This is a genomic window from Bacillus sp. M13(2017) (assembly GCF_002218325.1).
Taxonomy (GTDB): Bacteria; Bacillota; Bacilli; order Bacillales; family Bacillaceae_G; genus Bacillus_A; species Bacillus_A thuringiensis_K.
Window position 1 is genome coordinate 69,757 of sequence record NZ_KZ268501.1, and the last position, 25,924, is coordinate 95,680.

Here is a 25,924-nt window from a genome sequence, read left to right on the forward strand (position 1 = left end):
GATGAAACAAAGTTTACAAACTGCTTTTTCTTGTTCTTCTTTTCTTCTCTCCTATCCTGAACTAGGGTGGAGAGAAGCTGTAACTGAATTGCAAGAAGAGATTGAAACGATAGAAAAGGAAGAAGTTAAAGCATCACTTACAGCCTTTATAAAGCAAGCGCTAGATAAAACGAATGATCAACTCATTGATAGTTACGTATATACATTCGATTTTGGTAAGAAAACAAATATGTATCTTACTTATATGAACACTGGTGAACAAAGAGAAAGAGGTATTGAATTATTAGAGTTAAAGCAGCATTATAAAAAATCTGGTTTTGAAGTAACGGATAAAGAATTACCTGATTATTTACCACTTTTTCTTGAGTTTTTTGCAAATGCAAATGAGCAAGACAGTGAACCAATTATGAATAAATACAAGGAGAATATACAAGCATTACACGTTCAGTTAAAAGAAGCAGGTAGTATGTATGAACCAATTCTTGCGGCTGTTCTACTCGCTATCGAAGCATGGGATGTACAGAAAAATTAGAAAGGAGAGTTGTTAAAATGATGAATCAATTTCTATGGGTATTGTTTCCCTATATCATTTTTGCAATCTTTATCGGTGGACATATTTTTAGATACAACTATGATCAATTTGGATGGACATCAAAATCTAGTGAACTATTAGAAAAGAAAATGCTCCGAATCGGAAGTCTATTATTCCACTTTGGGATTATGTTCGTAATTGGCGGTCATGTTATGGGGATATTAATTCCAGAAGCTGTATACCGTTCGATAGGTATTTCTGAGCATACGTATCACATAATGGCAATTAGTTTCGGGCTTCCGGCAGGTGTTGCTTCTATTATCGGTTTAATTATATTAACGTACCGCCGCGTAACTGTAAAACGTATCATTGCAACGAGCACAAAGGGAGATTATATTGCGCTTATTTTATTACTTATCGTAATGTTAGCAGGACTTTCTGCAACATTTTTAAATATCGATTCAAAAGGATTTGATTATCGTACAACAATTGGCCCTTGGTTCCGAAGTCTCTTTATTTTCCAACCGAAAGTTGAATATATGACGGAAGTACCAGTATGGTTTAAAATTCATATTCTTGCAGGGATGGGTTTATTCGCAGTGTGGCCATTTACAAGACTAGTACATGTATTTAGTGCCCCAATTAAATATGTAAGCCGTAGTTATGTAATTTACAGAAGACGTATTCCTAATGAGTTGAAAAAATAATACTGCTGTAAACGGATAGGAGCTAATGGTTAAAACGAAACGAGGTCTAATATGGAAGGCCTCGTTTTTGTTTACATAGGGAATAACCGTTAATAAGTAGTTTAAATTGAAAAAAGATTAGCATCTAAATAAGATGCTAATCAATACTACAAACAGAAGCAGAGCAATCTTCACAAGCAATTTCACATTTTAAAAATTGTAAATCGTGAATGGTAATCTTTCCTTTATGAATAGAAATTGTACCTTGCTTTTTTAATTCATTTAACATTCGATTTACGCTTTCACGTGAAGTTGCACAGAAATTAGCTAGTTCTTGATTCGTTAACGGTAAATCGATGAGAATACCATTTTCTTTTAATACACCGTAACTATTTGTCATTCGAATGAGAGTAGAATATAAGGCACCTTTTTTGCCGTGTAACACTAAATCTCGGAACTTCGTTTGCATTCTTCTTAAATGTTCACTAATCCATTTCATAAATTCAAATACAAGAGCGGGTTTTTGGAGTAATGCTTTTTCTAACGCTTCACGCTTTATTACACCTACTTCAACATCTTCAAGACATTTTGAGTTTAATAAATATTTTGCATTATCCGTGAACAACGTTAATTCTCCAATAATGTCATATTCCGAACAAATTCGAAGTGTTAATTCTTGTCCGTCAGCACTAAGTTTACTAATTTGTACTTTTCCTGAGTGGATAATATAGAGTTCGGTTGCCTCCATACCTTCTTGAAAAATAAAACTGCCTTTTTTTATCTGCATTTTATATTCAACAGATGCAAGTAATTCCTTTAAATCTTGAGATAATTTCATACTGTTTGTCACAGCAATCACCTTTCTTCTTATAAGCAATACATTTCCTATTTTGAGTGTAAATATGTTGAAAATGCAAGAGCTATTTTAAAAATATAGTAAAATTTCAATGACCGTAAGGAGGAGAGACTGAAGATGTGAACAAAATGCGAACAGATTTGTGAAGAATTTTTGAATGGGGAAAGTGATGTGAGAAAAGTCACATTGAATTTGCAACTTATTTTTTATAATAAAGGCAAATAAAAAATTGAAAGCTTACTAAGGATTGCAGCAGAAAAGAAGGGATATAGATGCACGAAAAAATGAAAGATTCATTAGAACGGCCACTTCAAGATTTACGTATTTCAGTTATTGATCGTTGTAATTTTAGGTGCACATACTGTATGCCTGCTGAAGTGTTCGGACCTGATTATGCTTTTTTGCAGGAAGAGTTTTTATTAACGTTCGATGAAATAGAAAGATTAGCAAGATTATTTATAAGTATGGGAGTCAATAAAATTAGGCTGACTGGCGGTGAACCGTTATTGCGTAAAGATTTACCTCAGTTAATCGCAAGGCTTACAAAACTAGAAGGCTTAAAAGACATTGGGCTCACAACAAACGGAATTCATTTAGCGAAACAAGCTAAGGCGTTAAAAGACGCGGGATTAAAGCGTGTAAATATTAGTTTAGATGCGATAGAGGATCACGTCTTCAAAAAAATTAACGGAAGAAATGTAAGTACAAAACCTGTACTGAAAGGAATAGCAGCAGCAAAGGCTGCTGGATTAGAGGTAAAGGTAAATATGGTCGTAAAAAAAGGAATGAATGATAGTCAAATTCTTCATATGGCTCGTTATTTTAAAGAAAAAGAAATTCAGCTCCGTTTCATTGAGTTTATGGATGTAGGCAGTACGAACGGATGGAATTTTGAACAAGTGATTACGAAGGAACAATTAATAGAGAAGATTAATCGCGTATATCCGGTTGAACCTGTTACACCTCGTTATTTTGGAGAAGTTGCGAAATTGTATCGATATGTAGGGAGCGATGCAGAAGTTGGATTTATTACTTCAGTATCAGAGTCATTTTGTTCTTCTTGTACGAGAGCTCGTATTTCGGCAGACGGTAAGTTTTTTACGTGTCTATTTGGAACGAAAGGAACGGATTTGCGAACGCTTCTTCGAGAAAATATTTCTGATGCATCACTATTAAAAATTTTACAACATACGTGGCGATATAGAACAGATCGATATTCAGATGAAAGAACGGCGGATAGTACAAATAAACGTCAAAAAGTTGAAATGTCTTACATTGGCGGATAGCGAGAGGAGGATTTCCTATGCAAGAGCGATATTCAAGGCAAGTATTGTTTTCTAGAATAGGTGAAATGGGTCAAAGAAAAATAAGAGAAAAGCATGTACTTTTAATCGGTGCGGGTGCACTAGGAGCTGCGAATGCAGAAGCATTTGCTAGGATGGGAATTGGGAAATTGACAATTGCCGATCGTGACTACGTCGAATGGAGTAATTTACAGCGGCAACAGTTATATACAGAAGAAGATGCAAAGCAATGCAAACCAAAAGCAATTGCAGCAGCAGAACATGTAAGAAAGATTAATTCGGAAGTGGAAATTGTACCGGTTGTAACAGATGTCACAATGCGAGAAATAGAAGAGTTAACAAAAGAAGTGGATCTCATCATAGATGCGACTGACAATTTCGATACGCGCCTACTTATAAATGACATTTCACAAAAAGAAAATATACCTTGGATATACGGTGGATGCGTTGGAAGTTACGGTGTAACGTATACAATTCTCCCTGGGAAAACACCATGTTTTCGCTGTCTGATGGATCATCCTATGAGCGGTGCAACATGCGATACAGCTGGAATCATTCAGCCAGCTGTACAAATGGTCGTTGCTCACCAAATAACAGAGGCGATGAAAATATTAGTGGATGATTATGAGTCGTTAAGAGGGACGATGTTATCATTTGATATTTGGAACAATCAATATCTCTCATTAAAAGTAAATAGACAGAAAAAAAGTACATGTCCATCTTGTGGGAAATTACGAACGTATCCAAGTTTAACATTTGAAGCACAAATGAAAACGGAAGTGTTATGCGGACGGAATACAGTTCAAATCCGTTCAGGAATAAAGAGAAATCTTAATTTAACCGAAATTCAAAAACGATTACAAAAGAGTGTACATGTCAAAAAAACACCTTACTTACTATCATTTTTAATTGATGAATATCGTTTCGTTTTATTTATAGACGGTAGGGCATTTATTCATGGGACAAATGATGTGAAAATAGCAAAACGATTATACGCAACATATATAGGGTGAACAGAAAGTGAGCGTCACCTTATTGAAAAGAGGTGAAAAAAGAATGTTAGAAAAACGTATACCAATTCCAGTGGCAGAAGCAGTTGCGCGTGTAATGGAATATGCCTACCAAGGTGAAATAGAAAAGGTTTCTCTTATAGAAAGCTACGGTAGAACACTTGGAGAAGATGTTATTGCAGATCATGATGTTCCGCATTTTAATCGCTCTCCGTACGATGGGTTTGCGATTCGAGCGGAAGATACAAAAGAAGCGAGTAGTAGTAACCCCATTCAGTTTGAAGTAATTGGCGAAATTGGAGCAGGTTTTGTTTTTACAGAAGAAGTGAAAGAGTTTCAAGCTGTCCGTATTATGACAGGAGCAGCAATTCCGAAAGGGTGTAGTGCGGTTGTTATGTTGGAGCTAACGGAAGGGTTTGAAGAAAATGAAAAGACTTATATGAAATTGAAACGCTCCTTTATTGCTGGGGATAACATTTCTTTTAAAGGAGAAGATGTAAAACAAAATACCGTCCTTGTGAAAAAAGGTACTGTTATTAATCCTGGAGTAGCAGCACTTCTTGCTACGTTTGGTTATAGTTCTGTACACGTTATAAAACAGCCGGTTATTGGAATTGTAACGACAGGAAGCGAACTGCTTGAAGTACATGAACACTTAAAGCCAGGGAAGATTCGAAATAGTAACTCCTATATGATTGCTGCTCAAATTGAACGAGCTGGCGGAGTTGTACAGTATTATGGACAGTTCGCTGACGATATTGAGACGTGTTATAACACTGTAAAAAAAGCGATAAAAGAAGTCGATATTTTAATTACAACTGGTGGCGTTTCGGTAGGAGATTATGACTATTTACCTGCTATTTATGAGAGATTACAAGCAAATGTACTTTTTAGCAAAATAGCGATGCGACCAGGAAGTGTGACAACTGTAGCTGAGGTAGAAGGAAAACTACTATTTGGTTTATCTGGTAATCCTTCTGCTTGTTATGTCGGTTGTGAATTATTTGTTCGGCCAGTTATTCGAACATACTTGCATAGAAAAGATTCGCATGTATTTCGTGCAGAGGCGATTTTACAAAAAGACTTTCCAAAAGCAAACCCATTCACTCGTTTTGTAAGAGGAAAAGTGGAAATTGTAAATGGAAAATTGCAAGCGACACCAGTTGGTTTAGATAAATCTAGTGCAATTTCTTCACTTGCAGAGGCGAACACATTTATTGTCCTGCCGGGAGGAACAAGGGGATTTGAAGCAGGAATAACTGTTTCGGTACTGTTATTAGAATCAAACGCTGGAAGTGAGTGGCCATGGGAAGAACCACTTCGGTCGTACAAATGATAGAAAAATAGATTGCTAACTTATATGAAGATAAGAGGTGCAAGATGACACATACGTATTATGAAGTGATTGATACACCTATTTCAATTGAGGAAGTTACAAACAAAGTAATTTGTCGTGAGTGCGGCGCAGTTACTACTTTCATTGGTACTGTTAGAGAATTTACGAAAGGCCGTCGTACGCTATATTTAGAGTATGTAGCATATAAAACAATGGCAGAAAAACAGCTTGAGAAAATTGGTACTGAAGTAGGAGAGAGGTGGCCTGGGACATTTGTCGCCATTACACATCGCATTGGTACATTACAAATTTGTGATCTTGCTGTTGTCGTCTCTGTTTCTACACCACACCGGAAAGCAGCCTATGAGGCGAACGAATATATTATGGAGCGTATAAAACAAATCGTTCCCATTTGGAAGAAAGAATTTTGGGAAGATGGTGAATCATGGATAGGTGATCAGTTAGAAAAGGTAGCATATGAGAATGATGAGCCTGGAAAGGGGATGAGAATATGATTGAAGTACTATTATTTGCACATTTACAAGAAGAAGTAAGTAAGTCAGCATTACACATAGATTGTGAAAATATTACGGTTGCTAAACTTAAGGAAGTGCTCATTAAGAAATACGACGTAGCGATTTCAAGTGAGATTATGGTTGCTATAAATGAAGAGTATGCAAATGAGGATGACATCATTCAAACTGGCGATGTTATAGCAATGATTCCGCCAGTGAGTGGTGGTTGATTCTTTTCAGCCTAATCATGTTAGGACGTGATTAGGCTGGAGGGAATGAATATAACTATGCATACATAGGAGGGAACAGGATGAAAAGTCCTAATTTTCAATTAAGTTTACAAACTTCTAATCTAGTTATCGGGTTTATGGTATGGGTCATTTTATCATCATTAATGCCTTATATTAAAGCGGATATTCCATTAACTGCGGGACAAATTTCTATGGTAACAGCAGTACCGGTTATATTAGGTTCTGTTCTTCGCATTCCAATTGGTTATTGGACAAATCGTTTCGGAGCAAGAAAATTATTCTTTATTAGTTTTATTCTATTATTATTTCCTGTCTTTTATATTAGTGTTGCCAATTCAATGATGGATTTAATTATTGGTGGTTTATTTGTCGGAATCGGTGGTGCTGTATTCTCTGTAGGCGTAACTTCTTTACCGAAATACTTTCCGAAAGAGAGTCACGGTTTTGTAAATGGTATATACGGTGTCGGTAACGCAGGAACAGCAATTACTTCGTTCTTAGCACCAGTTATCGCAACTTCAGTTGGCTGGAGAACGACAGTACAGTGTTATTTAGTTTTACTCGCAGCATTTGCACTTATGAACTTTTTATTAGGCGATCGTAAGGAGAAAAAGGTGAATACACCATTAATGGAACAAATAAAAGGTGTATATAAAAATGAAAAACTTTGGTTTTTATGTATCTTTTACTTTTTAACATTTGGATCTTTCGTCGCATTTACTGTATACTTACCAAACTTTTTAGTATCTCACTTCGGATTAGAAAAAGTGGATGCAGGTATGCGGACAGCAGGATTCATTGTACTTGCAACAATTATGCGGCCAATTGGCGGTTGGCTTGGTGATAAATTTAACCCATTTAAAATATTAATCTTCGTATTTATCGGTTTAACACTTTCAGGTATTATTTTATCATTCATGCCTAGTATGAACGTATATACTTTTGGTTGCTTACTAGTCGCATTTTGTGCAGGTATCGGTAATGGTACAATCTTCAAACTCGTTCCAATGTACTTCTCAGAACAAGCTGGTATTGTAAATGGACTCGTTTCAGCTTTAGGCGGACTAGGAGGGTTCTTCCCGCCGCTAATTTTAACATTATTATTCCAACTAACAGGTCATTATGCAATTGGATTTATGGCATTATCAGAAGTCGCACTTGCTTGTTTAATCATTACAGTGTGGATGTATAGTCAAGAAAAGCTGTTAGTGATGTTAAAGAATCATTAAAAAAGAAAAAGAGCCGTCCCGAAGTATTTTGGGATGGTTCTTTTAGTAATAGACTTCAACTTGTTTTTTTATTGATATCTTAACAAATGTTTGTTTTCTAAAATATTGTGGTTTTTAAATAAAAAACAGAAGGGTAATGGAATTTTATGTTAAAAAATAGATATCAGATGTTATTCAATTAAAGGGCAGGTTAGCTCAAGCACAAAGATTAAACTAATTTTTAGAAAGCAAATATATCGAGAATGAAAATAATAACTTTTGAATTAAACGATGACTATTGATCGCTAACGAATCGATAAATAGTCGCTCCTTTCTAAAAGCTATCTATTAATATGTATAAAAATATATCAATAGCTTGAAATGTTCCGAAATTCAAAAAACATATAAAGGTATCTATAACAAGAAAAAACTGCATATTTTTTAGGGCCAGATTTTTGGGTAAGGCTAATGGAGATTGTGAAAAAGTACACTTAAAATAAAGAATACAGTTTAGGTTGATAAGATAAAATTATGAATTTGTATAAATAATTCATAATTTTCTTTGTGAGTCATATTTGATATGTTAAAGAAAAGAGAGCGTTTAATCCAACTAAAATATATGTAGAATGAGGTTTTAAATGTTTATTTTCATTATATTAGACGTAATAGTGCCAATATTAATATTGATGCTAATTGGTGCAATCTTACAAAGGAAGTTCCAATTTAACTTAAAGCAGCTATCTACACTTATTAATTATTGCTTGATGCCAGCGGCTGTATTTGTGAATATATATGATATTAGTATAGAAACAGGTTTGTTGCTCCAGATCATGTACTATTTAATGTTTTATAGTCTGAGTCTAATGCTAGTAAGTCATTTTATTTCAAAAACATTAAAGTTAGAAAAAGGAGAAAGTGCAGCTCTAAAAAATAGCATTTCGTTAATGAATTCCGGTAATTATGGATTACCAGTAAGTCAATTGATTTTCAGTCACAATCCAGTGGGGGTTTCCATTCAGATTTTCATTGTGATTTTCCAAAACCTTTTAACTTATTCATATGGGATTTATAACTTACTATCAGCAACAAAAACAATCGGAGGTATTATTCAATCATTTATAAGACTGCCTGTATTTCATGCGCTCGTACTAGGGATTCTCTTTCAATCGTTTACAATTCAAATACCTAATTCTATCTTTCTACCTCTTAATCAGCTTGCGAATAGTTTTGTTGCCATAGCACTCATATTGCTAGGAGCACAATTAGCCAACATTAAGCTTAATTTTTTCCATAGAGTCATAACATGGTCTTTAATTGGAAGGTTATTGATGGGGCCATTATTAGCACTTTCCATGATCTACCTCTTAAACATTGATGGAATTGTTGCACAATCATTATTTATTGCAAGTTCTTTTCCTACTTCAAGAAATACATCAACTATTGCTATGGAGTATCAAATAGAGCCTGAACTACATGCACAAATCGTTTTATTTTCAACACTTTTCAGCATTATTACAGTAACTGTCGTTATTTATTTGTCATATATTTTGTTTTGAATATACGTTTAAAACCGAATGGATTTGAGGCGGTAAATGATGGATGGAAATCCCATTGATATGAGAGGAAAACAGTCTATGATATATTGGGGGGCGTTTACAATTGTACCGTGTCTGATAATCAAGTGGCTTAATTCAAAAAAAGGAAACTCGTTACGGGTTATTTCGTATGAAAATCTTTAAAGCATCTGCATATAGACTTGCGAAAAAAGACATAATTTCGCTTATAATTGACGTTACGTGAGCTTAGTTTGATAGCGATGGGGTGGGAGTGTCAAGTAAGAATTTTTTCTTTATTGATTTTATGCGGTTTTTTCGCAAAATTGTAACTAAGGGGGGATTCCAAGTTGAGTAAACAGAATATCAGCACAACAGTTTCAGGAGATATAATTGTTACCCATCTAGTTGGAAATATAAAAACAGATGATGTGTATGAATGGTTTAATGGTTTTGAGCAGGTTTGTCAGCAATTCATTTCTGAAGGGCGGAAATACAAATTGTTGGTGGATAGAAAAGGATACACGCCAAATCATTTTTCTGTTCAAAAAGTATGGAAAGAGAAGTTCTTCAATGAAATCATTTTGAATAACAGTACGGCAATTGCATTTCTCCTTGAAGAGGGGGAGATAATGGATTATTTACAACAATCTAATACGAAAGAATCTGTGAGATTTTTTGATGATTATGAACAAGCGCTAATTTGGTTGAATGAATATCCAATATAAAACCTGTATTGAAGCAGTTGCCCTCAAGCAACTGCTTTTTTTGTCCGTAATTGTTGCCGTTATTTTTCTTCACAGATTCTTGTCCAATTGTTTGTCTGATCCTAAAAAACGTTTGTTCAAAGCTAATTACTATTTTAGCTAAGTGATAGATTACATTTTATGAGTACGAGAAAGTCTTTTTATAAGTTTAGCAAGGACAGAAGTTAATTCCTGTTTCATACGCTTCGTAAACGATGGGTCCTTACCTGAAGTTGAAATAGTGACAACATATTCATTATTTCTTATAACGCCAGGTGTGTGAAAAGATGATTCTGTACCATCACTTACAACGTTAACCCACTGGAAATCATGAGCGGCCTGTTTGACCATCATATTTACAGCGTGTTGATTTGTAGCTGCATAAATAAGGTGAGCATCTTTAATATCATCATTACTAAAAGCTTTTTGCTTCCAAGTAATATAAGAAAGTCCCTTCATTTCCTCGCAAATTTCTGGGCTGATAACGGTGACAAAAGCGCCTGTATCTTTTAATCCAGACGCTTTTCGATATGCAATTTTACCTCCACCAATGATAATGACCACTTTATTTTGTAGATTAAACATAAGAGGGTACATGTTATACATATATGCATTCCTCCATTCGTTCTAATAATGTTAACTTCATGTATGTATCAAACTGAAGACAGTTACAAGTCGTAACGTGATCATATTTTTTTGTATGCAATTTAATTTTTTGAAGTAATAATCCGGTAAAGAGAAGGTACGGCATGACATATACATGGGACGCAGTCGATGTTATAGCCTTGAGCTCAGCAGCAAAAGAGGGAGTTCCTTTCGTTAAAAAGGAACAGGATACTGGCATACCAAGTTTTCGTTCGACAGCTGCTCTGATTTGTTGTAATTCATGTATCGGTTGTGGATCACTACTGCCTCGTCCTACGAGTAAAATACTACTATTTTGCATTGACATAGCTTCACGTATTCTTTTCACTACAAGTTCCACCATATGTGGATGTGTACTAAAAGGAGGTACAACTGAAAATGTTATTTGTGGATATTTCTTTTGTAGTTGCTCTATTTCAAAAGGAATATCACGTTTATAGTGAGCTGCTGCAAATAATAAAACAGGTACAATCATTATTTCAGTTACTCCCTCTATTATCGTTTCTGTAACTGCATCCGAAATAGTAGGTGTCGTTAGTTCTAGAAAAGCTATTTTTTGAATTCTTTCGTTTCGCTCTTTCATAACAGATTGAATAAATTGAATGAATTGTTCATTACCTTCTTGTAGCCGGCTCCCATGTCCAACATATACAATTCCTTTCATTGTCTCACCATGTCTTTCTTCATAAGAGTTTCTTGTAATTGATGATCTACGTTATGAAACCCAACTTTATTTGCATAGTGTAAAGTTGGAACGTCGGTATACGAGAATGGGAGAGTAAGAATATTGATAAAGCCAAGGCGTTTTATTTCTGCTAGAAACGTATCAATAGAAGCACGACCTTCAAATACAATGCTATCCCATGAGAATTCAGAAAGAATACGTGAATGAATTTCATCGAAGCGATGATCAATTGTGTACTCATGAGTCATCATATAGGAACCAGCACCAATTTTTTCTTGAATAACAGCAATTCGGTTAATGTTTCGTCCTAAATAAACTGTTGTATTGGAAGAGAACTCTGCTTGTTTACTTAGTAGCCCATATTGCATAAGTTTTTCTTGAGTGGCAACGTTCATATGTTGTAGTTGCGCTTGTAAAGAACGAATATCTTTTTGGTGTTTACTACATGATTGCATCAATATTTCTACACTTTCAGCTGAACAAAAAACAAGACGATTAACGTTAAAAATTTCATTGATTTGTTCAAGTGTTAATGTGTATTCTACCTTTTTGAAAGTAGGAATTTGATATATTTCTGCACCGGCTTCTTGTAACTTTTGCTTCATTGAACTTGTTTTATTCGTTGCAGATGCAAATAAAACTTTTTTCTCGTGTAATGGTTTACGTTCTTTCCAAGCGATCTGATCCCGTAAGGAAACGACATCACCAACAATTGTCATAGAAGGATTAGAAATATTCTCGTTTTTGACGATAGGAACAATAGTTGAAAGTGTTCCTGTGACAACGCGCTGTTTCCCTGTCGTACCCCATTCGATGACTGCTATTGGTGTATCTTCCTTTTTGCCTGCTTGTAGTAAATTTTCGCAAATTGTAGGTAAGTTTTTTATACCCATGTAGTAGGCGATTGTGTCGCTATTGTGGGATGAATTATATTTTCCATGATCGGTTAAAGGACCTTTCGCATGCCCAGTTAATAAAGTGACGCTATTACTATAGTTGCGGTGGGTGAGGGGGATGCCAGCATAGCTACTAGCGGCGATGCTAGATGTAATGCCTGGTACAATTTCATATGGAATGTTCGCAGATGCTAAAGTTTCTGCTTCTTCACCAACACGGCCAAAAATAGATGGATCTCCGCCCTTTAAGCGGACTACGATTTTTCCTTCTTTCGCAAATTGAAGGAGGTGGGCGTTAATCATTTCTTGTCGCATAGTATGATTCTTTGGCATTTTTCCGCAATAAATAAGTTCGCATGTTTCTTTTGTATAACTAAGAAAGAAAGGGTTTAATAAACGGTCATATAAAACGATATCTGCACGATTTAAACAATCTATCGCTTTCTTTGTAATAAGCCCTTCATCACCTGGTCCTGCACCAACTAAATATACATATCCGTTCATAATCGCACCTCATCTATTTTTATGTAAAAGGAAGCCAGGGGGAGGCTTCCTTTCGTAAATTACATGTATATATAAATATCCCCGTCAATAACTTCTACTTCATACGTTTGAATACAACCGTCATCAGGTTTTTGAACTTCACCTGTTAGTAATGAAATTTTCCAATCATGTAGTGGACAAAAGACGAATTCGCCAGACACAATTCCTTCTGCTAACGGTCCGTTTTTATGAGGACAACGATTTTCTACAGCTCGAACATCGCCATTTGAAAGGCGGAATAGGGCGATAGATATACCTTTCATTTGCACCTCTTTACCGATTTGAATAGGAAGGTCTTCTGCACGCATAATTTTTATTTTATCTTTCGTTTGTATCATATAAATCACAGCTCCTTATTTCACAGTTTCTACTTCATACATCGCTTTTAACGACTTCGTTTCTATTGCTTGTCCCCAAGCTTCTTTATATGTGCCACGAGCTGTTTGGAAGCGTTCATTTAGTGTAGTGACCATATTTGCATCTTGCAGTATTTCTTTTATGTGATCGAAGCCTAAACGCTCTGTCCAGTAGGCAGTACGCTCTCCGTAAATACCAGTTTCACGATAATATTGCATGTAAGCTGTAGCGATGCGAAGGACATCATCTTCAGTAGGGACAATCATTACAAAATCAGCTTCGCGTACTTCCGTACCACCATTTCCGCCAATATAAAGTTGGTATCCATTTTCGACACAAACAACGCCAAAATCTTTCGTCAGTACTTCCGCACAGTTACGCGGACAGCCCGTTACACCCATCTTCATTTTATGAGGTGTATCTACCATTTCTAATGATTGTTCAAGCAACATACCAAGTCCTAATGAATCTTTCGTACCGAAACGGCAGAAACGAGAGCCAACACATGATTTTACATTACGAAGAGATTTTGAATACGCATATCCAGAAGTCATATTTAATTCAGCCCATACGTTAGGTAAATCTTGTTTCTTAATACCGTATAAGCCAATTCGGCTCGCACCTGTAATTTTCACAAGTGGAACATCGTACTTTTTCGCAACTTCAGCAATTTTCATTAAATCATCAGCTGTTGTAACACCTCCGTACATGCGTGGAATAACAGAGAATGTACCATCGTGCTGGATGTTACCATTCATTCTTTCATTCACGAAACGGGATGATTTATCATCTTCATATTCTTCTGGAATCGCCATACGTAAATAGTAGTTTAAAGCAGGACGACATTTTGAACAGCCTTCTTCAAGTACAAAACCAAGAACGTTTCGTACTTCTTTTGGAGATTTTAAACCTTTCTCATGAATGGCCGCTACGACTTTATCACGTGATAAAGGTGTACATCCGCACATACCGGTAGACTGCACAGAAGCATCAAAAGCATCTCCAAGTGTATGAGATAAAACTTGTTCTACAAGCGGACGACATTTACCACAAGACCCTGCGGCTTTCGTACAGCCTTTAACTTCTTCAAAAGTCTTTAACTCTTGTTCTAAAATGGCGTGAACGATTGTGCCTTTCGTAACACCATTACATCCGCAAATCGTGTCATCAGCACTCATAGTAGCAACGTTAAGTTCACTTTCTTCACCAGCTTTGTGAAGAATGGAAGCGGCTGTATATTCTTGTATATCTTCTTCTTTCTTTAACATGCTAAAGAGGCGTGTTCCGTCAGCTGTGTCACCATATAAAACGATACCGATGACTTTATTGTCACGAATTAATACTTTTTTATAGGAACGTTTACATTCATCAAAGATTGATATTGCTTTCGTTTGAGCATCTTCATAAATTTGACCAGCAGAGAATAAATCACAACCTGCAACTTTTAATTGCGTACCGACAATACTGCCCGAATATCCATCAGTTTGTAAATTTGTTATATGTTTTGCTAATATCGCACCTTGTTCATAAAGAGGAGCAACAAGTCCATATGCGATACCGTCATGCTCTGCACATTCTCCAACTGCATAAATGGACTCATCATTTGTTAGCATATAGTCATTGACTACAATACCGCGATTTACAATTAAACCAGCATCTTTTGCTATTTGCGTATTTGGGCGTATTCCGACAGCCATTACGACTAAATCACAATCTACAACTTCACCATCTTCAAATTGAATGCCCTCAACATGGTCTGTACCAAGAATTTTTACAGTTTTCTTTTCCATTAGAAATTTCATGCCTTGCGCTTCCAAATCTTCGCGTAATAGAGAAGCTGCTTTCGTATCTAGTTGCTGCTCCATTAAGTTTGGCATTAAATGAACAACATGTACGTCCATCCCTAAGTCAATAAGACCTCTTGCGGCTTCTAAACCAAGTAACCCACCACCAATAACAACGGCCTTTTTCTTTTCTTTAGCGGTGTCTATCATAAATTGTGTATCTTCAATTGTTCGAAATCCTGTTACACCAGGAAGAGTAGAACCTTCAACAGGTAAAATAAAAGCACTAGAACCTGTTGCGATAATGAGTTTGTCATATGTAAGAGTACGATTTTTTTCGGTGATAATGATTTTTGCTTCCCGGTTAATAATTTGAACTCTTTCGTTTGTATATAAAGTTATTTCGTTTTCTTCATACCAACTGTATTCATTCATAATGATATCTTGCATATTTGTTTTGCCTTGTAAAACGTGAGAGAGCATAATGCGATTGTAGTTTGGATGTGGTTCATCTCCCAAAATAGTAATCTCATATGAATCACTATTATGTTTTAATATTTCTTCCATACAGCGTATTCCAGCCATACCATTTCCGATCATAACTAAACGTTTTTTCATTTTCGTTTCCCCTTTTTCTGTGAAATGTTGAACAAAGGATTATATTTCTATTATAGAAAATCCAAAAAAGGGGAGATGTGATATTTATCACATTTTTATAATGATTCACAAATTGTTAAAATTCGGATTTATTCGAGAGGGATGTGTTTATTCTTTACCAAATGAAAAAACAGGACATAAGTATGTATACTCATGTCCTGCACTTGATTTATACTCTCGTAATTGCACGTGGAAATAAAATGTTATTTTCTAAATGAATATGCTCAAATAAATCAGACTCTAGTGCTTCAAGGCGTTGGTAAACAAGTCGATAAGTGCCGCAAGCTCCTTCTGGAGGAGTAAAGTCATTTGTAACTTTACGAAGCTCTTTAATAATGTTGCCTGCGTGGTTATGTTCATTTTCCAACTTATCTACTACTTTACGTAAATTCACATAGTTTTCTTCAATTGGATTTTGTTCAAATTCTAAAATTAATGGAAAATCTTCTGTTTCTTCTTTAATTAAATGTTGTTCTAATTCCATCTTTAATTCGTGAAATAGCTTATGAATTTGAGCTAAATGAGGCTGACTTGCCCCATGAACACGTACTACTTTTGTCACATACGGACTTAATTGTGGCAACTCTTCATTTAAATAGCGATGATGCTTATTTATAACATAATCAATCAATTCGCGATAAGAAGCATTTTTCCAATCAATTTCAGATTCATTTAATCGTTTCATATTATTATAAAGCGTATTTAACTCTGTAAGCACTTCAGTAGCTGATAAATTTCTTTCATGAATTGCATCAATAAGCGGTTTATTGCCACCACAACAAAAATCTATTCTATATGATTTAAAAAGATCACTAGCTTTCGGGAATTGTGTAACAATCTCACCGACAATAGAAGTTTCAGTAAATGTATGTTCCATATGAATGCCTCCATAAAGTTTAAATGTAATATCTGAATTAAGAATAGCGATAAATTAAAATCTATGTAGTGATTGAAATCACTTATTCTGTGTCATTTTTGAGAATAATAATAAGAATGTTATTAAAATAAGGGGGGAAAGTAATAAGTGGTAATATTTTACGTTAATAAAAAAGAAGCTTAGTAAAAGCTTCTTTTTCATTATTATTTTTCACATGCAATTCCATCGCCATCACGATCAAGATGAGAGCTATAACCTGGTTGCCCTTTATGTAAAGGAGCTTTCCCAGCTGCTCTAACTGCAGCACAATTTTTGTAGTATGCACTATCAGTATTACCATTAGCTGGTTGTGTTTGAGCTTGCTGTGCTTTTTGCTCTTCTTGTTGCTTCCGATTTTGTTCGTCAGCTAGGCGTTTTTGTTCTTCTTGTTGTTTACGAGCTTGTTCATCAGCCTGACGTTTTTGTTCTTCTTGTTGCTTACGAGCTTGTTCATCAGCCTGACGTTTTTGTTCTTCTTGTTGTTTACGAGCCTGTTCATCAGCTAGACGTTTTTGCTCTTCTTGTTGTTTACGAGCTTGTTCATCAGCTAGACGTTTTTCATCCTCTTGCTTGCGAGCTTGTTCCTCGGCTTGACGTTTTTCATCTTCTTGCTTACGAGCTTGTTCCTCGGCTTGACGCTTCTCATCTTCTTGCTTTTGAGTTTTTTCGTCCGCCGCTTTCTTTTCTAGCTCTTTTTTCTGTTCGCTATCTTTTTGCTCTTCATTGTTAGAGGCAACTTTTGTACTAGTTGCTGTCGTTTTTTCAGAAGAAGGAGCTGAAATACCTAATAACGCAACAAAAATGACAAATAATACGGCTGTAATAATAAATTGTTTTTTCGCTACACCTGTTTTCTTAATAACAGATAAGATTGCTAGCACAAGGAAGAAAATAAATAAAACAAAACTTAAAATAGAAAAGAATTCAACAATTGGGTTATTAGAAGTTTCAGCACTAGTTATTATTGATACAATCGAAATCATAAAAAGAATAACGGCAGGACGACCATATTGTTTTGCTTTTCCATTTTTCTTAAAGAATGAAATGATACATAAAATTAAAAGAATAAAAGCAATAAAAAATAAAGCAGCACCAATATTACTCAAAATCGCCATTTTCATACCTCCATTTGTAAGATTTTTCTTATTGATTATATAGGAACTTATTGGATATTAAACGTTTTATATAAATTTAGAAAATTAATATTTTTCCTAAACTTATAAACATTTATTTTGTATATAAGGAAAAATAGATGTATTTCCTATTACTTTTTGAAAGAGATTTCATAAATTATAGTATATCGATTGAAAGGAGGAGATTTGAATGGAATTTCAATTGTTGGTAACTTGTATATTACAAGAAGGTAATGCTTACTTTTTAGTAACGAAGGTAGACGATGTTATTACGTTAAAAGTACCGATTACTGCGGGAGTAGCAGGTTTATTCTTAGCTTTAGGTGTACCAAGATGTTCTTAATTTAAATCTCTATAGTAGAAGGGGAAGGGACATGCCTTCCTTTTCTACTATTACATAATATAATTATGTAAACTTAAATATCATATTTGTGATAGCACGTTTGAAATGGACATGCATATACTATAATGTTTCATTGGATGTTAGCGGTGAAAGGTAGTTTTAATAAGTGCATCCAGTGATGTTTTTAAGCTATGAAAATAAAAGAGGTGCTATTATATATGAAAAGAAAAACATTGGATATTCCAGTTACATTGCGAAGAGAGTGGTTTTTAATAGAGTTAGCTCATTTAACGAAAAAATATGGAATTGAAATTGCAACTAGCAAAATGGATGCTGCACCGTTTTTAAGAGATCAAGTTACGGAGTCAAAGATAGGGGAAGGGCTACAATACGATAAATATGATGATGAGTATATAATTGAAAATTAAAGGGTAACAACAAAATTAAATTAATTTATAACAAAATATAAAATAAAGCAGATTCTAAATATAGAATCTGCTTTATTATGAAATACTTGTAGTCAACTAGCCTCTTTCTAGTGTTTTTCCTACATATTTCTCTTGCGTTATTCCAAAAGAGTCACGAAGAATGCGAGCATAATCTTTAGAGCCTATTGGTCGTTTATTTTTGGTGCCTTTAAAGGTTTCTGTATAATTTTTATTTGTTAATGATATGTGACCATAAGTAGTTAATTTACAAGTGATAGCTCCTTTATTAAAAGGAGATTCTTTATGCTCTACAATCACTTTTTGAATGTTATTCACTTTTTTCTCATCTATTGGATCTACAGTGAAAGCATAGCCTATTTTCCATTCGTTTGAAGGTTCAGATTGTAAGAAACTTGTAGATTCCCCGTTAGCTCCTTTTCTCATTTCTAAAATATGCGTACCTTTTCGAGTATTTTGCTTACGAATTCGATATTCTCCTGTTTGAGAGGAGATGACTTCTCCGTTAAAAGGGACTGGATGTAAAGGGAGATGAGATGCAAAACCTGCATCCACAACATAATCTTTATCCTCATGACTTAATATGATAATGACATGACCATCATCGGGTTTCCATTTATTATCGTACAGATCATAAACAGTACCGGCTACTTTGTATACTTGAAACCCACAATCAATTAAAAAATAATACAATAAGGAGTTTAATTCATAACACAGTCCACCTCGTTTTTGAATAAGTAACTTTTCTATTAAGTTATCTTTTGAGATATTTTTAATAGTACCAGCCATAATATCAAGATTTTCATAGGGGAGAATCATTCCCATTTTTAACAGAATTTCATCTAAATCATCAAATGTTATTTCTTTTGCAGGAATTTTTAAGCGTTTAAAAAACTCCTTTTGTAAATTGGTCATCATAAAGTATTCTCCTTTCTTTTTACAGAATTTTCTTCTGCTCACCGATAGGTTAGTACTTCTAAAAAGTTAATTCAAGTGCGCGGAAATTATCATAATATATGTTTCTGGAAATATGATTTTCTATTCGGAAATTTCAGTTTAATTTTTAATCGTAGGAAAGTCATATAATATAAGCTCCTTTAAAATTAGTTTGTATTTAATGAAAAGAAAGTACATATCTTTATTATATTTTTCAATAACTAACTAGTAATAAAATATTTTTTTACTAAAATTTTTTCAAGATTTGTATGCTTTATATAAACAATAATGATTTAAAAAATATCTGGGTGTAGCGAAGTTAACAATTATTGAGAAACTTTTTTGTCGTATTCTATCAAAAGGAAGAGGTAGAAACAAAGAGAATAACGAGAGTTAAGGAAGAGGGTATACAACTAGTAACCTTCTAAAAATAGGGCTAACATCTTTTTAAAATAAAAGATTAGCTATTATTAAGGAAGGGAAAATATAAAATATTATAAAGAACACCTTCTTTCAAAAAAATAGGGGGAGTAATATGCGACTGATGAGAAGATGTGTGGCCTTACTAATTGTATTTTTTATCATGGCTCCAACGATTAGCACAAATGTACAGGCAGAAGTTGTAAAAGAGCTTGGAAAGGGGTTTCCTGATACAGAAGTATTCACACCTGGAGAATGGTTTTTAGGCCAAAAACCAGCTAATTATGATGAGAATAAACCGCCAATTCTCTTTGTACAAGGAAGAAATGGTAATGCTGATAGTTGGTATGGAAAGACAGTATATCATGATATAAATGATATGTATGATTATGCTTTAAAAGCAGGCTATCAAACAGTGTTTATACAATTGTATGATGCAGCGGGGAAAGGTTCGGCTAGTCAGTGGGATAATGGAAAATTGTTAGCACAAAAACTTGAAGAGATATATAATCATTTCGGTAAAAAAGTTAATATTGTAGCGCATAGTAAAGGTGGTATTGATACACAAGCCGCATTAGTTGAATATGATGCGAATCGATTTGTTGGAAATGTTATTACACTTGCTACACCGCATCACGGCTCAAATTTAGCAGATTTGTCATATAGTTGGTGGGCAGGGTGGCTTGCTTCTATATTAGGTCAAAAAGATGATGGTACGTATTCGTTACAAATAGGTGAAATGGCAAAGTTTCGTTCAATAATAGATAACAACCCAGCAGCTAAATTAAACCGTTACTATACGGCTACTGGAACTAGCTGGGGACCAACATTTTCTGCATTATCTATGGGCGGGTTATATTTATCATCGTACGGTTCAAATGACGGACTAGTAAATGAATGGAGTGCGAAGCTATCGTACGGTACACATTTATTTACAGATTCCAGATTTGATCATGACAATATAAGAAAAGGATCAGCTGTTTTTGCACGAATTGAACCATATTTACGTACGACAAATGTGGGATTACCAGCTTTAGTAGCACCCAGCAATAGTTCAAATGAAAATCTAGAACAATTAAATACAACTTCAAATCAAAATATTTTAGGAGGCGAATTACCACAAAATCAGTGGATAGAGCAAAGTATTTCTGTTGATAAAAAGGCTGAAGGAATAGTTTCTGTACTAACTGCTTCTTCTGATGTAGAAGTACAAATGGTATCTCCAAAAGGAAAAATCTATGCAAATAAAGATAGCGCTATAACTACTGGTGAAGGCGAATCTTTCTTTAATGGGGCGACAATTAGAACATTTAAGTTTGATAAATTGGAAGTAGGCGAATGGAAAATCAAAATGATGGCGAAGCAGTCGAAAGATGCATATTTAGTTGTAAGCGATTACAAGGATGACGCACCATTTGTTCTTCGAATGCCTACAAAAGTTAAAGTAAATAAACTTGAGTATAAACTCAAAAAATCACCTGTAGCACCTGAAATGAAAGGGGATCTTTCCATAACAGTAAGAGTCGTTAATAAAGAAGGTAAGTTAGTCTCTGAATTTAATGAATTACAAAATGTTCATACGAATACATTTTCAGGTGCTTTGAAAGATATAAAACAACCGGGAGTATATAACGTTACGATGGATATAAAAGGGATGAATAAAGAAGGAAAACCATATAATCGTACGATTGTTAAGTCGGTTTATGTAGAGAAATAAGGAAGAATAAATAAGCATAATAAAAAAGTGCAGAAATCTTGTGTTAGAAAGAATTCTGCACTTTTTTATGTGGGGTGAGATAATAAAAGTTGAAGAAAACTGTTATTCAATAAAAAAAGATGCTGAAATAGCATCTGAATGTGAAGAAATAATATTACCTCCGATTCTTAATAAATTAAAACCATATAGTAGTATGTGGAAATTAATTGCAATTGGCATGTATGCTTGTACTATAAAAGGAAATAGATTTGGAATATAAAGCGGTCAAATAATGAAATGTAGTATTTGGGTATTACCTGTAACACCTTTTGAAGATGATAAGCTTCAAAATTTGATAGAAAAATCAATGGAATTTCTAAATGGATTGAAGTAACAAGGAAACGTTTATCACGCTATTTTCCGAGCAGTAAGACTCCCACCTCAAAATTCAGCGAAAGCAAAGAAGTTAGATGGGGGATGAACTAAACCCCCACTCATTAAAATTTCACTTTACTATATTAATTTCGTCTGACAAAATAGCAATATTACCTTTAGCTGTATGGATGTTATCATTTGGTGAAGTTATGATATTTAATCGTATGTATATTAGATTATTTAGTTTATTTTTTATTTGCGTAGTTGAGCAGGAAGAAGTCAGAAAATATAGAATAATGTACATATGAAGCATCATTTGTTTTTGGTGTGAATAGTAATTAAAGATACGCTAAAATATTTAAAATTGTAACGAAAGAGAGATTAAATAATAGAAGGAGCAACTTACATGGAAAATATATTAAAGGTATCTTCAAAATCAAGCCCAAATTCAGTCGCAGGTGCAATAGCAGGAGTACTAAGAACAAGTGGTAATGTGGAAATTCAAGCGATTGGGGCTGGAGCTATAAATCAAGCGATTAAAGCAATTGCGATTGCAAGAGGGTTCGTCGCTCCAAGTGGTATTGACTTAGCTTTTGTTCCAGCATTTCAAGAGATTTCTATCAATAATGAAGAAAGAACAGCGATTAAATTAATTGTAGGCCCTAGAAAGAAAAGGTCTTAGTAGAAGAGAGTGTTACTATAAGGGAAAAAGGCCAATTGATTTCCCAGGTTAGATACGTTATTTTATGTAACCGATTCTTGGGTGTGGACACGGCATTATACCGGACGCATGTCTGTTAATTTCTCCTTAAATTTAGCGCGTGTTCTAGATACTTAAAAATGCCAAATCCTTTGTGATATAAGGAATTTGGCATTTTTGATGTTTTTAAAAATAAACAACCCTAAAACTGCTCATTTAGAAGATTTAGTTTTAGTAGCGGCCATTGAACGTTTTTATGATAGTTTACCTGATAAATGGAGAGAAATAGTAGCAGACAATATTGATTGTGCTAGTTATGTAGATGGGAAATATGAAGCGCACGTTTTAATGGAAAATGGTATGGAAATAAAAATAGAAATCTTTTATGTGGAAGAAGACAAAGATGAAGAATGGATATATAAAGCTTATAAAGTTTTATTATAGAAATTTCATTTTCATACAAAGGGGAATTGATATGAATTTTGAAAACTTTGAAAAACAAGAGCAATTTAAACAGTTACAAAAAAATAATGTTGTAATTGTGAAATGGAAAAAAAGCGTAAGGCAGTACAAGGAATTAGGAGAAATCACACATCATAATTCTCACACAATTAATCGTATAAATGAATTGATTTTGAATGTACCTAGAAATGATTACTTTTCCATCAATAACTATTTAATAGGAGAATCGTGGGCAGAAGAAGTTTATGTAGTGAATCCATAAAAAGAGCAGCTAGCAAAAGCTAATTGCTCCAACCAGTAATATTATTCCAAAGAGTCCTTGCTTATAAAAGGACTCTTATTATTTTTAAATCTTACAGTTTATTTAATAACAGTTGCAGTTCTTCTTTACTCAGCCAGGGCTTCTTCCTATGCAGCACCCTATGACAATTAGCACATACCATTATAATATCCTCTACTTTGGTTACAGAGCCCTCTTTAAGCTCTGATACAGGTACAGTGTGATGACCTTCAATGAAATCTTTTCCTAATTCCCCGTATGCCTTATAAAAATCAAAACCACAAACTTCACAGAACAGCTTCCCACCATGTAGTTGTTTAAATCGCTCCTTAGCCAATTTAATTACTTTGCTGTTGCGCTCGTAGGATAGGTGTGCCTTAAGGATTTGTCTACCTTCAGCAAATGCTTCTTCGCCGTCTATTAAATCAGAATTACTATTATTATCGTAATCTCTTAGCCCCCACAAACCATTTCCTTTACCATTTACAGCATAAAATAACCTTTGTAAATATCACATTCACTTGAATGTTGATAAATGGTCTTTCTAATTCTTGCAGCTATAGACTGTTCGTGTTGGTATCTATTCAAGTCAATTTTATTACGCTCCATAACCTTTGTTTTAATTTGATTCAGTGTTCCTGCTCCATCTAGTTCGGTTAATATTGCTATAATTTCATCTAACCATGAAGTGCTGTTGGACATACATATACCTCCTAATAAAACATATGTACTTATTTTTATTTTAATCTTTTACATTTATATATTCATATTTTTTTGAAATGGAAGTAAATGGTTATGTGTAATTATAGAAGAGTTTACCAATGAAAAGTAACTGGGGGATTCAAAAAATGAATCAAACTATTTTAGAGAAAGTCCTAAAATTTCGGGACGATAGGAACTGGAAGCAGTTCCACAACCCTAAAGATTTAGCTATTTCTCTTTCTTTAGAGGCGAGTGAGTTGTTGGAGAATTTTCAGTGGAAAAGCAGTGAGGAAGCTGTAGAAACAAAAAAAGAAGACATGAAAGATGAGTTGGCAGATCAATTGGATATTGATTTAGAAGAGATTATTATAAACAAAATAGAAAAAATAATAAAAAATATCCAGTAGAGAAATCTCGAGACTCTAAAAAGAAATATAATGAAATTTAAAAAAGGTGGAATTAAATATGTTATATCTTTTTACTGCAAGTAATGATAGTGCTATAAAAAATTTGGAAGCTACTATTGAAAAACCATATCCTATTTCTACATGTTTAGCAGATTTAGATGCCGATACAGTAACTAAACTTAAAGATAATGAATTACATGAGAATGTATGTATGTGGGGAGCAACTCCTGGTTCTTCAAATGTTGATAGATGGGAAAAGTTAAAAGAGGGTGACGGGATTTTAGCATATTCTAAAGGGGAATTTAAGTTTTTCGGGACAATTTTTGCTAAGACTCATAACCCAGATGTGGCTAGAAAAATTTAGAAAACAAACGATAATGATGAAACTTGGGAATACATCTATTTTATTAAGGACCTAAAACCTGTAAATATTAAAGCAATCGAATTCGCAGCTTTCTTTGGCTACAAATTGAACCATACACCACAAGGATTTACTAATATTGATTCAACAAAATTAGAAATTAAATTAGCAAAATATAAATCTATTGATAATATTATTAAAGCGTTGAATGAGAGCTTTATTCTTTCTGAGGATGAGCAAGAGGAAGATATGTATCAGGCTAATATTGATTCGGATTTTAGTAAAGTAAAGATTGCAGAAGAATAGAAACCGGAAAATCGAAAAAAAACTAAAATGGAATCTGGTAGGGAAGTATGGCCTCGTGATCCGAAAAAAGCTAAACAAGCTATTAAACAGGCAGAATTTAAATGTGAAATAGATGACACAAAGGTAGAATGTTTCATACTTAAACATAGGTATTATTGTGATGGAAATTTAAATTTCGTCTTTTGAAAGTATCAATAATTTGTATTATTTTTATAGGGTTATATATTTTTCTTTTGCTCTGCTGTATAGCAGAGCTCTTTTTTGTCGTACAAAAGCCACCTATATATGTGAAGTGCACCCCAATTGTTAGGCTGTGTCTAACAATTGGGGTGCACTTCAGTACTGTCGGGCGGCTTCTTTTAATTTATATTCACCAATTCATCAAACTTAAACTTAGTATTCAAACCAAAAGCATCTGTACAATATATAGTTTTCGTCATCGGTTCAATATGTAATACATTTATGTACATGTCTTGCACCATTCCATCACGATAGTATGAGGTATGTATTTCTTCTTCCTCGTGAAAAGATTGCATTAACGCTCTTTCTATTCGTTCCATAGTATCTTGTGTTAAAAAAGGTTTAGGTACTTTATATTGTTCCTCAAACATTCTATGTATTTCCTCGTATTGCTCCGGTATTGAAGCAAACGGATTCCATTTCACCATACCTCTTCCACGTACTACAGGAAAGCCGTTATATTCCATGATGTAATACCTCACTTTTGTTTTTTTAACTCCACTACAAACAAACGTGTGTTCTTTTTTGGGTTTGAAAAGGGACCATTTTGTTAACATGAATATTCAAAAATATTTTTTTCAAGTTAGAATATTCAAAAACTTATTTATGCAAACAAGCATGTCATGATAACATTTAA

General features: G+C 34.2%; 29 protein-coding genes and 2 pseudogenes. 20 read left to right on the plus strand and 11 right to left on the minus strand.

What is annotated here, in order from left to right:
* The first annotated feature begins 1 nt into the window (after nt 1).
* Nucleotides 2-532: a nitrate reductase molybdenum cofactor assembly chaperone gene (narJ, locus tag CGQ22_RS06600; RefSeq protein WP_033703548.1), complete on the plus strand. Its 531-nt coding sequence runs from the start codon at nt 2-4 to the stop codon at nt 530-532.
* Nucleotides 533-549: 17 nt separating this feature from the next.
* On the plus strand, nt 550-1,239 hold the full coding sequence (gene narI / locus CGQ22_RS06605; protein ID WP_000981848.1) for a respiratory nitrate reductase subunit gamma: 690 nt from the start codon (nt 550-552) through the stop codon (nt 1,237-1,239).
* A gap of 136 nt (nt 1,240-1,375) precedes the next feature.
* On the opposite strand, the gene CGQ22_RS06610 is transcribed toward narI, so the two are convergent.
* Nucleotides 1,376-2,068 (minus strand): Crp/Fnr family transcriptional regulator, encoded by a 693-nt coding sequence (locus CGQ22_RS06610; RefSeq protein ID WP_000185188.1) that lies wholly within the window; start codon nt 2,066-2,068, stop codon nt 1,376-1,378.
* 278 nt (nt 2,069-2,346) lie between these two features.
* Here CGQ22_RS06610 and moaA point away from each other — a divergent pair, with 278 nt between their 5' ends.
* The 8 genes from moaA (at nt 2,347) to CGQ22_RS06650 (ending at nt 9,979) form a co-directional block, all read left to right on the plus strand.
* The gene (moaA, locus tag CGQ22_RS06615; protein WP_000544617.1) at nt 2,347-3,360 is read left to right on the plus strand and encodes a GTP 3',8-cyclase MoaA; all 1,014 of its coding nucleotides are present in this window, start codon (nt 2,347-2,349) and stop codon (nt 3,358-3,360) included.
* Between the two features lie 17 nt (nt 3,361-3,377).
* Nucleotides 3,378-4,391 carry a molybdopterin-synthase adenylyltransferase MoeB gene (locus CGQ22_RS06620; RefSeq protein WP_001158152.1) on the plus strand — a complete coding sequence of 338 codons (1,014 nt, stop codon included), beginning with the start codon at nt 3,378-3,380 and terminating at the stop codon, nt 4,389-4,391.
* 43 nt (nt 4,392-4,434) lie between these two features.
* On the plus strand, nt 4,435-5,724 hold the full coding sequence (locus tag CGQ22_RS06625; protein WP_089148426.1) for a molybdopterin molybdotransferase MoeA: 1,290 nt from the start codon (nt 4,435-4,437) through the stop codon (nt 5,722-5,724).
* Nucleotides 5,725-5,768: 44 nt separating this feature from the next.
* Complete coding sequence (locus tag CGQ22_RS06630; RefSeq protein ID WP_000149953.1) at nt 5,769-6,239, plus strand: molybdenum cofactor biosynthesis protein MoaE; 471 nt, start codon at nt 5,769-5,771, stop codon at nt 6,237-6,239.
* Nucleotides 6,236-6,469 (plus strand): molybdopterin converting factor subunit 1, encoded by a 234-nt coding sequence (moaD, locus tag CGQ22_RS06635; protein WP_000573686.1) that lies wholly within the window; start codon nt 6,236-6,238, stop codon nt 6,467-6,469. The genes CGQ22_RS06630 and moaD overlap by 4 nt, the downstream gene beginning before the upstream one ends.
* Before the next feature lie 80 nt (nt 6,470-6,549).
* Nucleotides 6,550-7,719, plus strand: coding sequence for a nitrate transporter NarK (gene narK, locus CGQ22_RS06640; RefSeq protein ID WP_000841864.1), 1,170 nt, complete (start codon nt 6,550-6,552; stop codon nt 7,717-7,719).
* A gap of 617 nt (nt 7,720-8,336) precedes the next feature.
* Nucleotides 8,337-9,254 (plus strand): AEC family transporter, encoded by a 918-nt coding sequence (locus CGQ22_RS06645; protein WP_000469521.1) that lies wholly within the window; start codon nt 8,337-8,339, stop codon nt 9,252-9,254.
* 347 nt (nt 9,255-9,601) lie between these two features.
* Nucleotides 9,602-9,979, plus strand: a complete 378-nt coding sequence (locus CGQ22_RS06650) for a hypothetical protein (protein ID WP_002181618.1) — start codon at nt 9,602-9,604, stop codon at nt 9,977-9,979.
* Nucleotides 9,980-10,129: 150 nt separating this feature from the next.
* Here CGQ22_RS06650 and CGQ22_RS06655 read toward each other — a convergent pair whose 3' ends face one another.
* From CGQ22_RS06655 to CGQ22_RS06685, 7 genes are all read right to left on the minus strand, one after another.
* The gene (locus tag CGQ22_RS06655; protein WP_000282585.1) at nt 10,130-10,603 is read right to left on the minus strand and encodes a precorrin-2 dehydrogenase; all 474 of its coding nucleotides are present in this window, start codon (nt 10,601-10,603) and stop codon (nt 10,130-10,132) included.
* Nucleotides 10,596-11,306: a sirohydrochlorin chelatase gene (locus CGQ22_RS06660; RefSeq protein ID WP_000676477.1), complete on the minus strand. Its 711-nt coding sequence runs from the start codon at nt 11,304-11,306 to the stop codon at nt 10,596-10,598. Before CGQ22_RS06660 ends, CGQ22_RS06655 begins: the two co-directional genes overlap by 8 nt.
* Complete coding sequence (locus CGQ22_RS06665) at nt 11,303-12,727, minus strand: uroporphyrin-III C-methyltransferase (RefSeq protein WP_001014937.1); 1,425 nt, start codon at nt 12,725-12,727, stop codon at nt 11,303-11,305. Before CGQ22_RS06665 ends, CGQ22_RS06660 begins: the two co-directional genes overlap by 4 nt.
* 59 nt (nt 12,728-12,786) lie before the next feature.
* Nucleotides 12,787-13,104, minus strand: coding sequence for a nitrite reductase small subunit NirD (gene nirD / locus CGQ22_RS06670; protein ID WP_000616667.1), 318 nt, complete (start codon nt 13,102-13,104; stop codon nt 12,787-12,789).
* A 15-nt stretch (nt 13,105-13,119) separates the two neighbouring features.
* Nucleotides 13,120-15,525, minus strand: coding sequence for an NADPH-nitrite reductase large subunit (gene nirB, locus CGQ22_RS06675; protein ID WP_000746954.1), 2,406 nt, complete (start codon nt 15,523-15,525; stop codon nt 13,120-13,122).
* A gap of 208 nt (nt 15,526-15,733) precedes the next feature.
* Nucleotides 15,734-16,441: an iron-sulfur cluster repair di-iron protein gene (gene ric / locus CGQ22_RS06680; protein WP_000401365.1), complete on the minus strand. Its 708-nt coding sequence runs from the start codon at nt 16,439-16,441 to the stop codon at nt 15,734-15,736.
* 203 nt (nt 16,442-16,644) lie between these two features.
* Complete coding sequence (locus tag CGQ22_RS06685) at nt 16,645-17,595, minus strand: excalibur calcium-binding domain-containing protein (protein ID WP_000996465.1); 951 nt, start codon at nt 17,593-17,595, stop codon at nt 16,645-16,647.
* Between the two features lie 208 nt (nt 17,596-17,803).
* On the opposite strand from CGQ22_RS06685, the gene exsG reads away from it, so the two are divergent.
* On the plus strand, nt 17,804-17,956 hold the full coding sequence (gene exsG, locus CGQ22_RS06690) for an exosporium protein ExsG (protein WP_000395679.1): 153 nt from the start codon (nt 17,804-17,806) through the stop codon (nt 17,954-17,956).
* A gap of 218 nt (nt 17,957-18,174) precedes the next feature.
* Nucleotides 18,175-18,384, plus strand: a complete 210-nt coding sequence (locus CGQ22_RS06695) for a hypothetical protein (protein WP_000824206.1) — start codon at nt 18,175-18,177, stop codon at nt 18,382-18,384.
* A 96-nt stretch (nt 18,385-18,480) separates the two neighbouring features.
* On the opposite strand, the gene CGQ22_RS06700 is transcribed toward CGQ22_RS06695, so the two are convergent.
* Nucleotides 18,481-19,320, minus strand: coding sequence for an arylamine N-acetyltransferase family protein (locus CGQ22_RS06700; RefSeq protein ID WP_000988899.1), 840 nt, complete (start codon nt 19,318-19,320; stop codon nt 18,481-18,483).
* A gap of 553 nt (nt 19,321-19,873) precedes the next feature.
* Here CGQ22_RS06700 and CGQ22_RS06705 point away from each other — a divergent pair.
* The 5 genes from CGQ22_RS06705 (at nt 19,874) to CGQ22_RS06725 (ending at nt 23,253) form a co-directional block, all read left to right on the plus strand.
* Nucleotides 19,874-21,475, plus strand: a complete 1,602-nt coding sequence (locus CGQ22_RS06705; RefSeq protein ID WP_001238694.1) for an esterase/lipase family protein — start codon at nt 19,874-19,876, stop codon at nt 21,473-21,475.
* Between the two features lie 40 nt (nt 21,476-21,515).
* The gene (locus CGQ22_RS06710; protein ID WP_000893485.1) at nt 21,516-21,734 is read left to right on the plus strand and encodes a hypothetical protein; all 219 of its coding nucleotides are present in this window, start codon (nt 21,516-21,518) and stop codon (nt 21,732-21,734) included.
* A gap of 501 nt (nt 21,735-22,235) precedes the next feature.
* Nucleotides 22,236-22,511, plus strand: a complete 276-nt coding sequence (locus CGQ22_RS06715; protein ID WP_000427801.1) for a stage V sporulation protein S — start codon at nt 22,236-22,238, stop codon at nt 22,509-22,511.
* Nucleotides 22,512-22,709: 198 nt separating this feature from the next.
* Nucleotides 22,710-22,973 (plus strand): hypothetical protein, encoded by a 264-nt coding sequence (locus tag CGQ22_RS06720; protein ID WP_000478849.1) that lies wholly within the window; start codon nt 22,710-22,712, stop codon nt 22,971-22,973.
* A 31-nt stretch (nt 22,974-23,004) separates the two neighbouring features.
* The gene (locus tag CGQ22_RS06725; RefSeq protein WP_001008602.1) at nt 23,005-23,253 is read left to right on the plus strand and encodes a hypothetical protein; all 249 of its coding nucleotides are present in this window, start codon (nt 23,005-23,007) and stop codon (nt 23,251-23,253) included.
* A gap of 91 nt (nt 23,254-23,344) precedes the next feature.
* Here the strand turns inward: CGQ22_RS06725 and CGQ22_RS32695 are convergent.
* Nucleotides 23,345-23,973 (minus strand): annotated as a pseudogene (locus CGQ22_RS32695) (HNH endonuclease).
* Nucleotides 23,974-24,092: 119 nt separating this feature from the next.
* Between CGQ22_RS32695 and CGQ22_RS06740 the strand changes: the two are divergent.
* The 3 genes and pseudogenes from CGQ22_RS06740 to CGQ22_RS32700 form a co-directional block, all read left to right on the plus strand.
* Nucleotides 24,093-24,380, plus strand: a complete 288-nt coding sequence (locus CGQ22_RS06740) for a nucleoside triphosphate pyrophosphohydrolase family protein (protein WP_002025705.1) — start codon at nt 24,093-24,095, stop codon at nt 24,378-24,380.
* Nucleotides 24,381-24,438: 58 nt separating this feature from the next.
* The gene (locus tag CGQ22_RS06745; protein ID WP_139032739.1) at nt 24,439-24,744 is read left to right on the plus strand and encodes a restriction endonuclease; all 306 of its coding nucleotides are present in this window, start codon (nt 24,439-24,441) and stop codon (nt 24,742-24,744) included.
* Nucleotides 24,745-24,990: 246 nt separating this feature from the next.
* Nucleotides 24,991-25,167 (plus strand): annotated as a pseudogene (locus CGQ22_RS32700) (HNH endonuclease); the annotation flags it as partial.
* Nucleotides 25,168-25,406: 239 nt separating this feature from the next.
* On the opposite strand, the gene CGQ22_RS06755 reads toward CGQ22_RS32700, so the two are convergent.
* Complete coding sequence (locus CGQ22_RS06755) at nt 25,407-25,754, minus strand: YolD-like family protein (protein WP_000456183.1); 348 nt, start codon at nt 25,752-25,754, stop codon at nt 25,407-25,409.
* Nucleotides 25,755-25,924 lie beyond the last annotated feature (170 nt).

Coding starts and splice junctions, on each gene's coding strand:
- CGQ22_RS06685 (WP_000996465.1), bottom strand. CDS start 17,595: ATGGCGATTTTGAGTAATATTGGTGCTGCTTTATTTTTTATTGCTTTT.
- CGQ22_RS06655 (WP_000282585.1), bottom strand. CDS start 10,603: ATGTATAACATGTACCCTCTTATGTTTAATCTACAAAATAAAGTGGTC.
- CGQ22_RS06695 (WP_000824206.1), top strand. CDS start 18,175: ATGAAAAGAAAAACATTGGATATTCCAGTTACATTGCGAAGAGAGTGG.
- CGQ22_RS06665 (WP_001014937.1), bottom strand. CDS start 12,727: ATGAACGGATATGTATATTTAGTTGGTGCAGGACCAGGTGATGAAGGG.
- CGQ22_RS06755 (WP_000456183.1), bottom strand. CDS start 25,754: ATGGAATATAACGGCTTTCCTGTAGTACGTGGAAGAGGTATGGTGAAA.
- narJ (WP_033703548.1), top strand. CDS start 2: ATGAAACAAAGTTTACAAACTGCTTTTTCTTGTTCTTCTTTTCTTCTC.
- exsG (WP_000395679.1), top strand. CDS start 17,804: ATGGAATTTCAATTGTTGGTAACTTGTATATTACAAGAAGGTAATGCT.
- CGQ22_RS06620 (WP_001158152.1), top strand. CDS start 3,378: ATGCAAGAGCGATATTCAAGGCAAGTATTGTTTTCTAGAATAGGTGAA.
- CGQ22_RS06715 (WP_000427801.1), top strand. CDS start 22,236: ATGGAAAATATATTAAAGGTATCTTCAAAATCAAGCCCAAATTCAGTC.
- CGQ22_RS06740 (WP_002025705.1), top strand. CDS start 24,093: ATGAAAAGTAACTGGGGGATTCAAAAAATGAATCAAACTATTTTAGAG.
- moaD (WP_000573686.1), top strand. CDS start 6,236: ATGATTGAAGTACTATTATTTGCACATTTACAAGAAGAAGTAAGTAAG.
- nirB (WP_000746954.1), bottom strand. CDS start 15,525: ATGAAAAAACGTTTAGTTATGATCGGAAATGGTATGGCTGGAATACGC.
- narI (WP_000981848.1), top strand. CDS start 550: ATGATGAATCAATTTCTATGGGTATTGTTTCCCTATATCATTTTTGCA.
- CGQ22_RS06725 (WP_001008602.1), top strand. CDS start 23,005: ATGAATTTTGAAAACTTTGAAAAACAAGAGCAATTTAAACAGTTACAA.
- moaA (WP_000544617.1), top strand. CDS start 2,347: ATGCACGAAAAAATGAAAGATTCATTAGAACGGCCACTTCAAGATTTA.
- nirD (WP_000616667.1), bottom strand. CDS start 13,104: ATGATACAAACGAAAGATAAAATAAAAATTATGCGTGCAGAAGACCTT.
- narK (WP_000841864.1), top strand. CDS start 6,550: ATGAAAAGTCCTAATTTTCAATTAAGTTTACAAACTTCTAATCTAGTT.
- CGQ22_RS06705 (WP_001238694.1), top strand. CDS start 19,874: ATGCGACTGATGAGAAGATGTGTGGCCTTACTAATTGTATTTTTTATC.
- CGQ22_RS06745 (WP_139032739.1), top strand. CDS start 24,439: ATGTTATATCTTTTTACTGCAAGTAATGATAGTGCTATAAAAAATTTG.
- CGQ22_RS06630 (WP_000149953.1), top strand. CDS start 5,769: ATGACACATACGTATTATGAAGTGATTGATACACCTATTTCAATTGAG.
- CGQ22_RS06645 (WP_000469521.1), top strand. CDS start 8,337: ATGTTTATTTTCATTATATTAGACGTAATAGTGCCAATATTAATATTG.
- CGQ22_RS06700 (WP_000988899.1), bottom strand. CDS start 19,320: ATGATGACCAATTTACAAAAGGAGTTTTTTAAACGCTTAAAAATTCCT.
- CGQ22_RS06625 (WP_089148426.1), top strand. CDS start 4,435: ATGTTAGAAAAACGTATACCAATTCCAGTGGCAGAAGCAGTTGCGCGT.
- CGQ22_RS06660 (WP_000676477.1), bottom strand. CDS start 11,306: ATGAAAGGAATTGTATATGTTGGACATGGGAGCCGGCTACAAGAAGGT.
- CGQ22_RS06720 (WP_000478849.1), top strand. CDS start 22,710: ATGTTTTTAAAAATAAACAACCCTAAAACTGCTCATTTAGAAGATTTA.
- ric (WP_000401365.1), bottom strand. CDS start 16,441: ATGGAACATACATTTACTGAAACTTCTATTGTCGGTGAGATTGTTACA.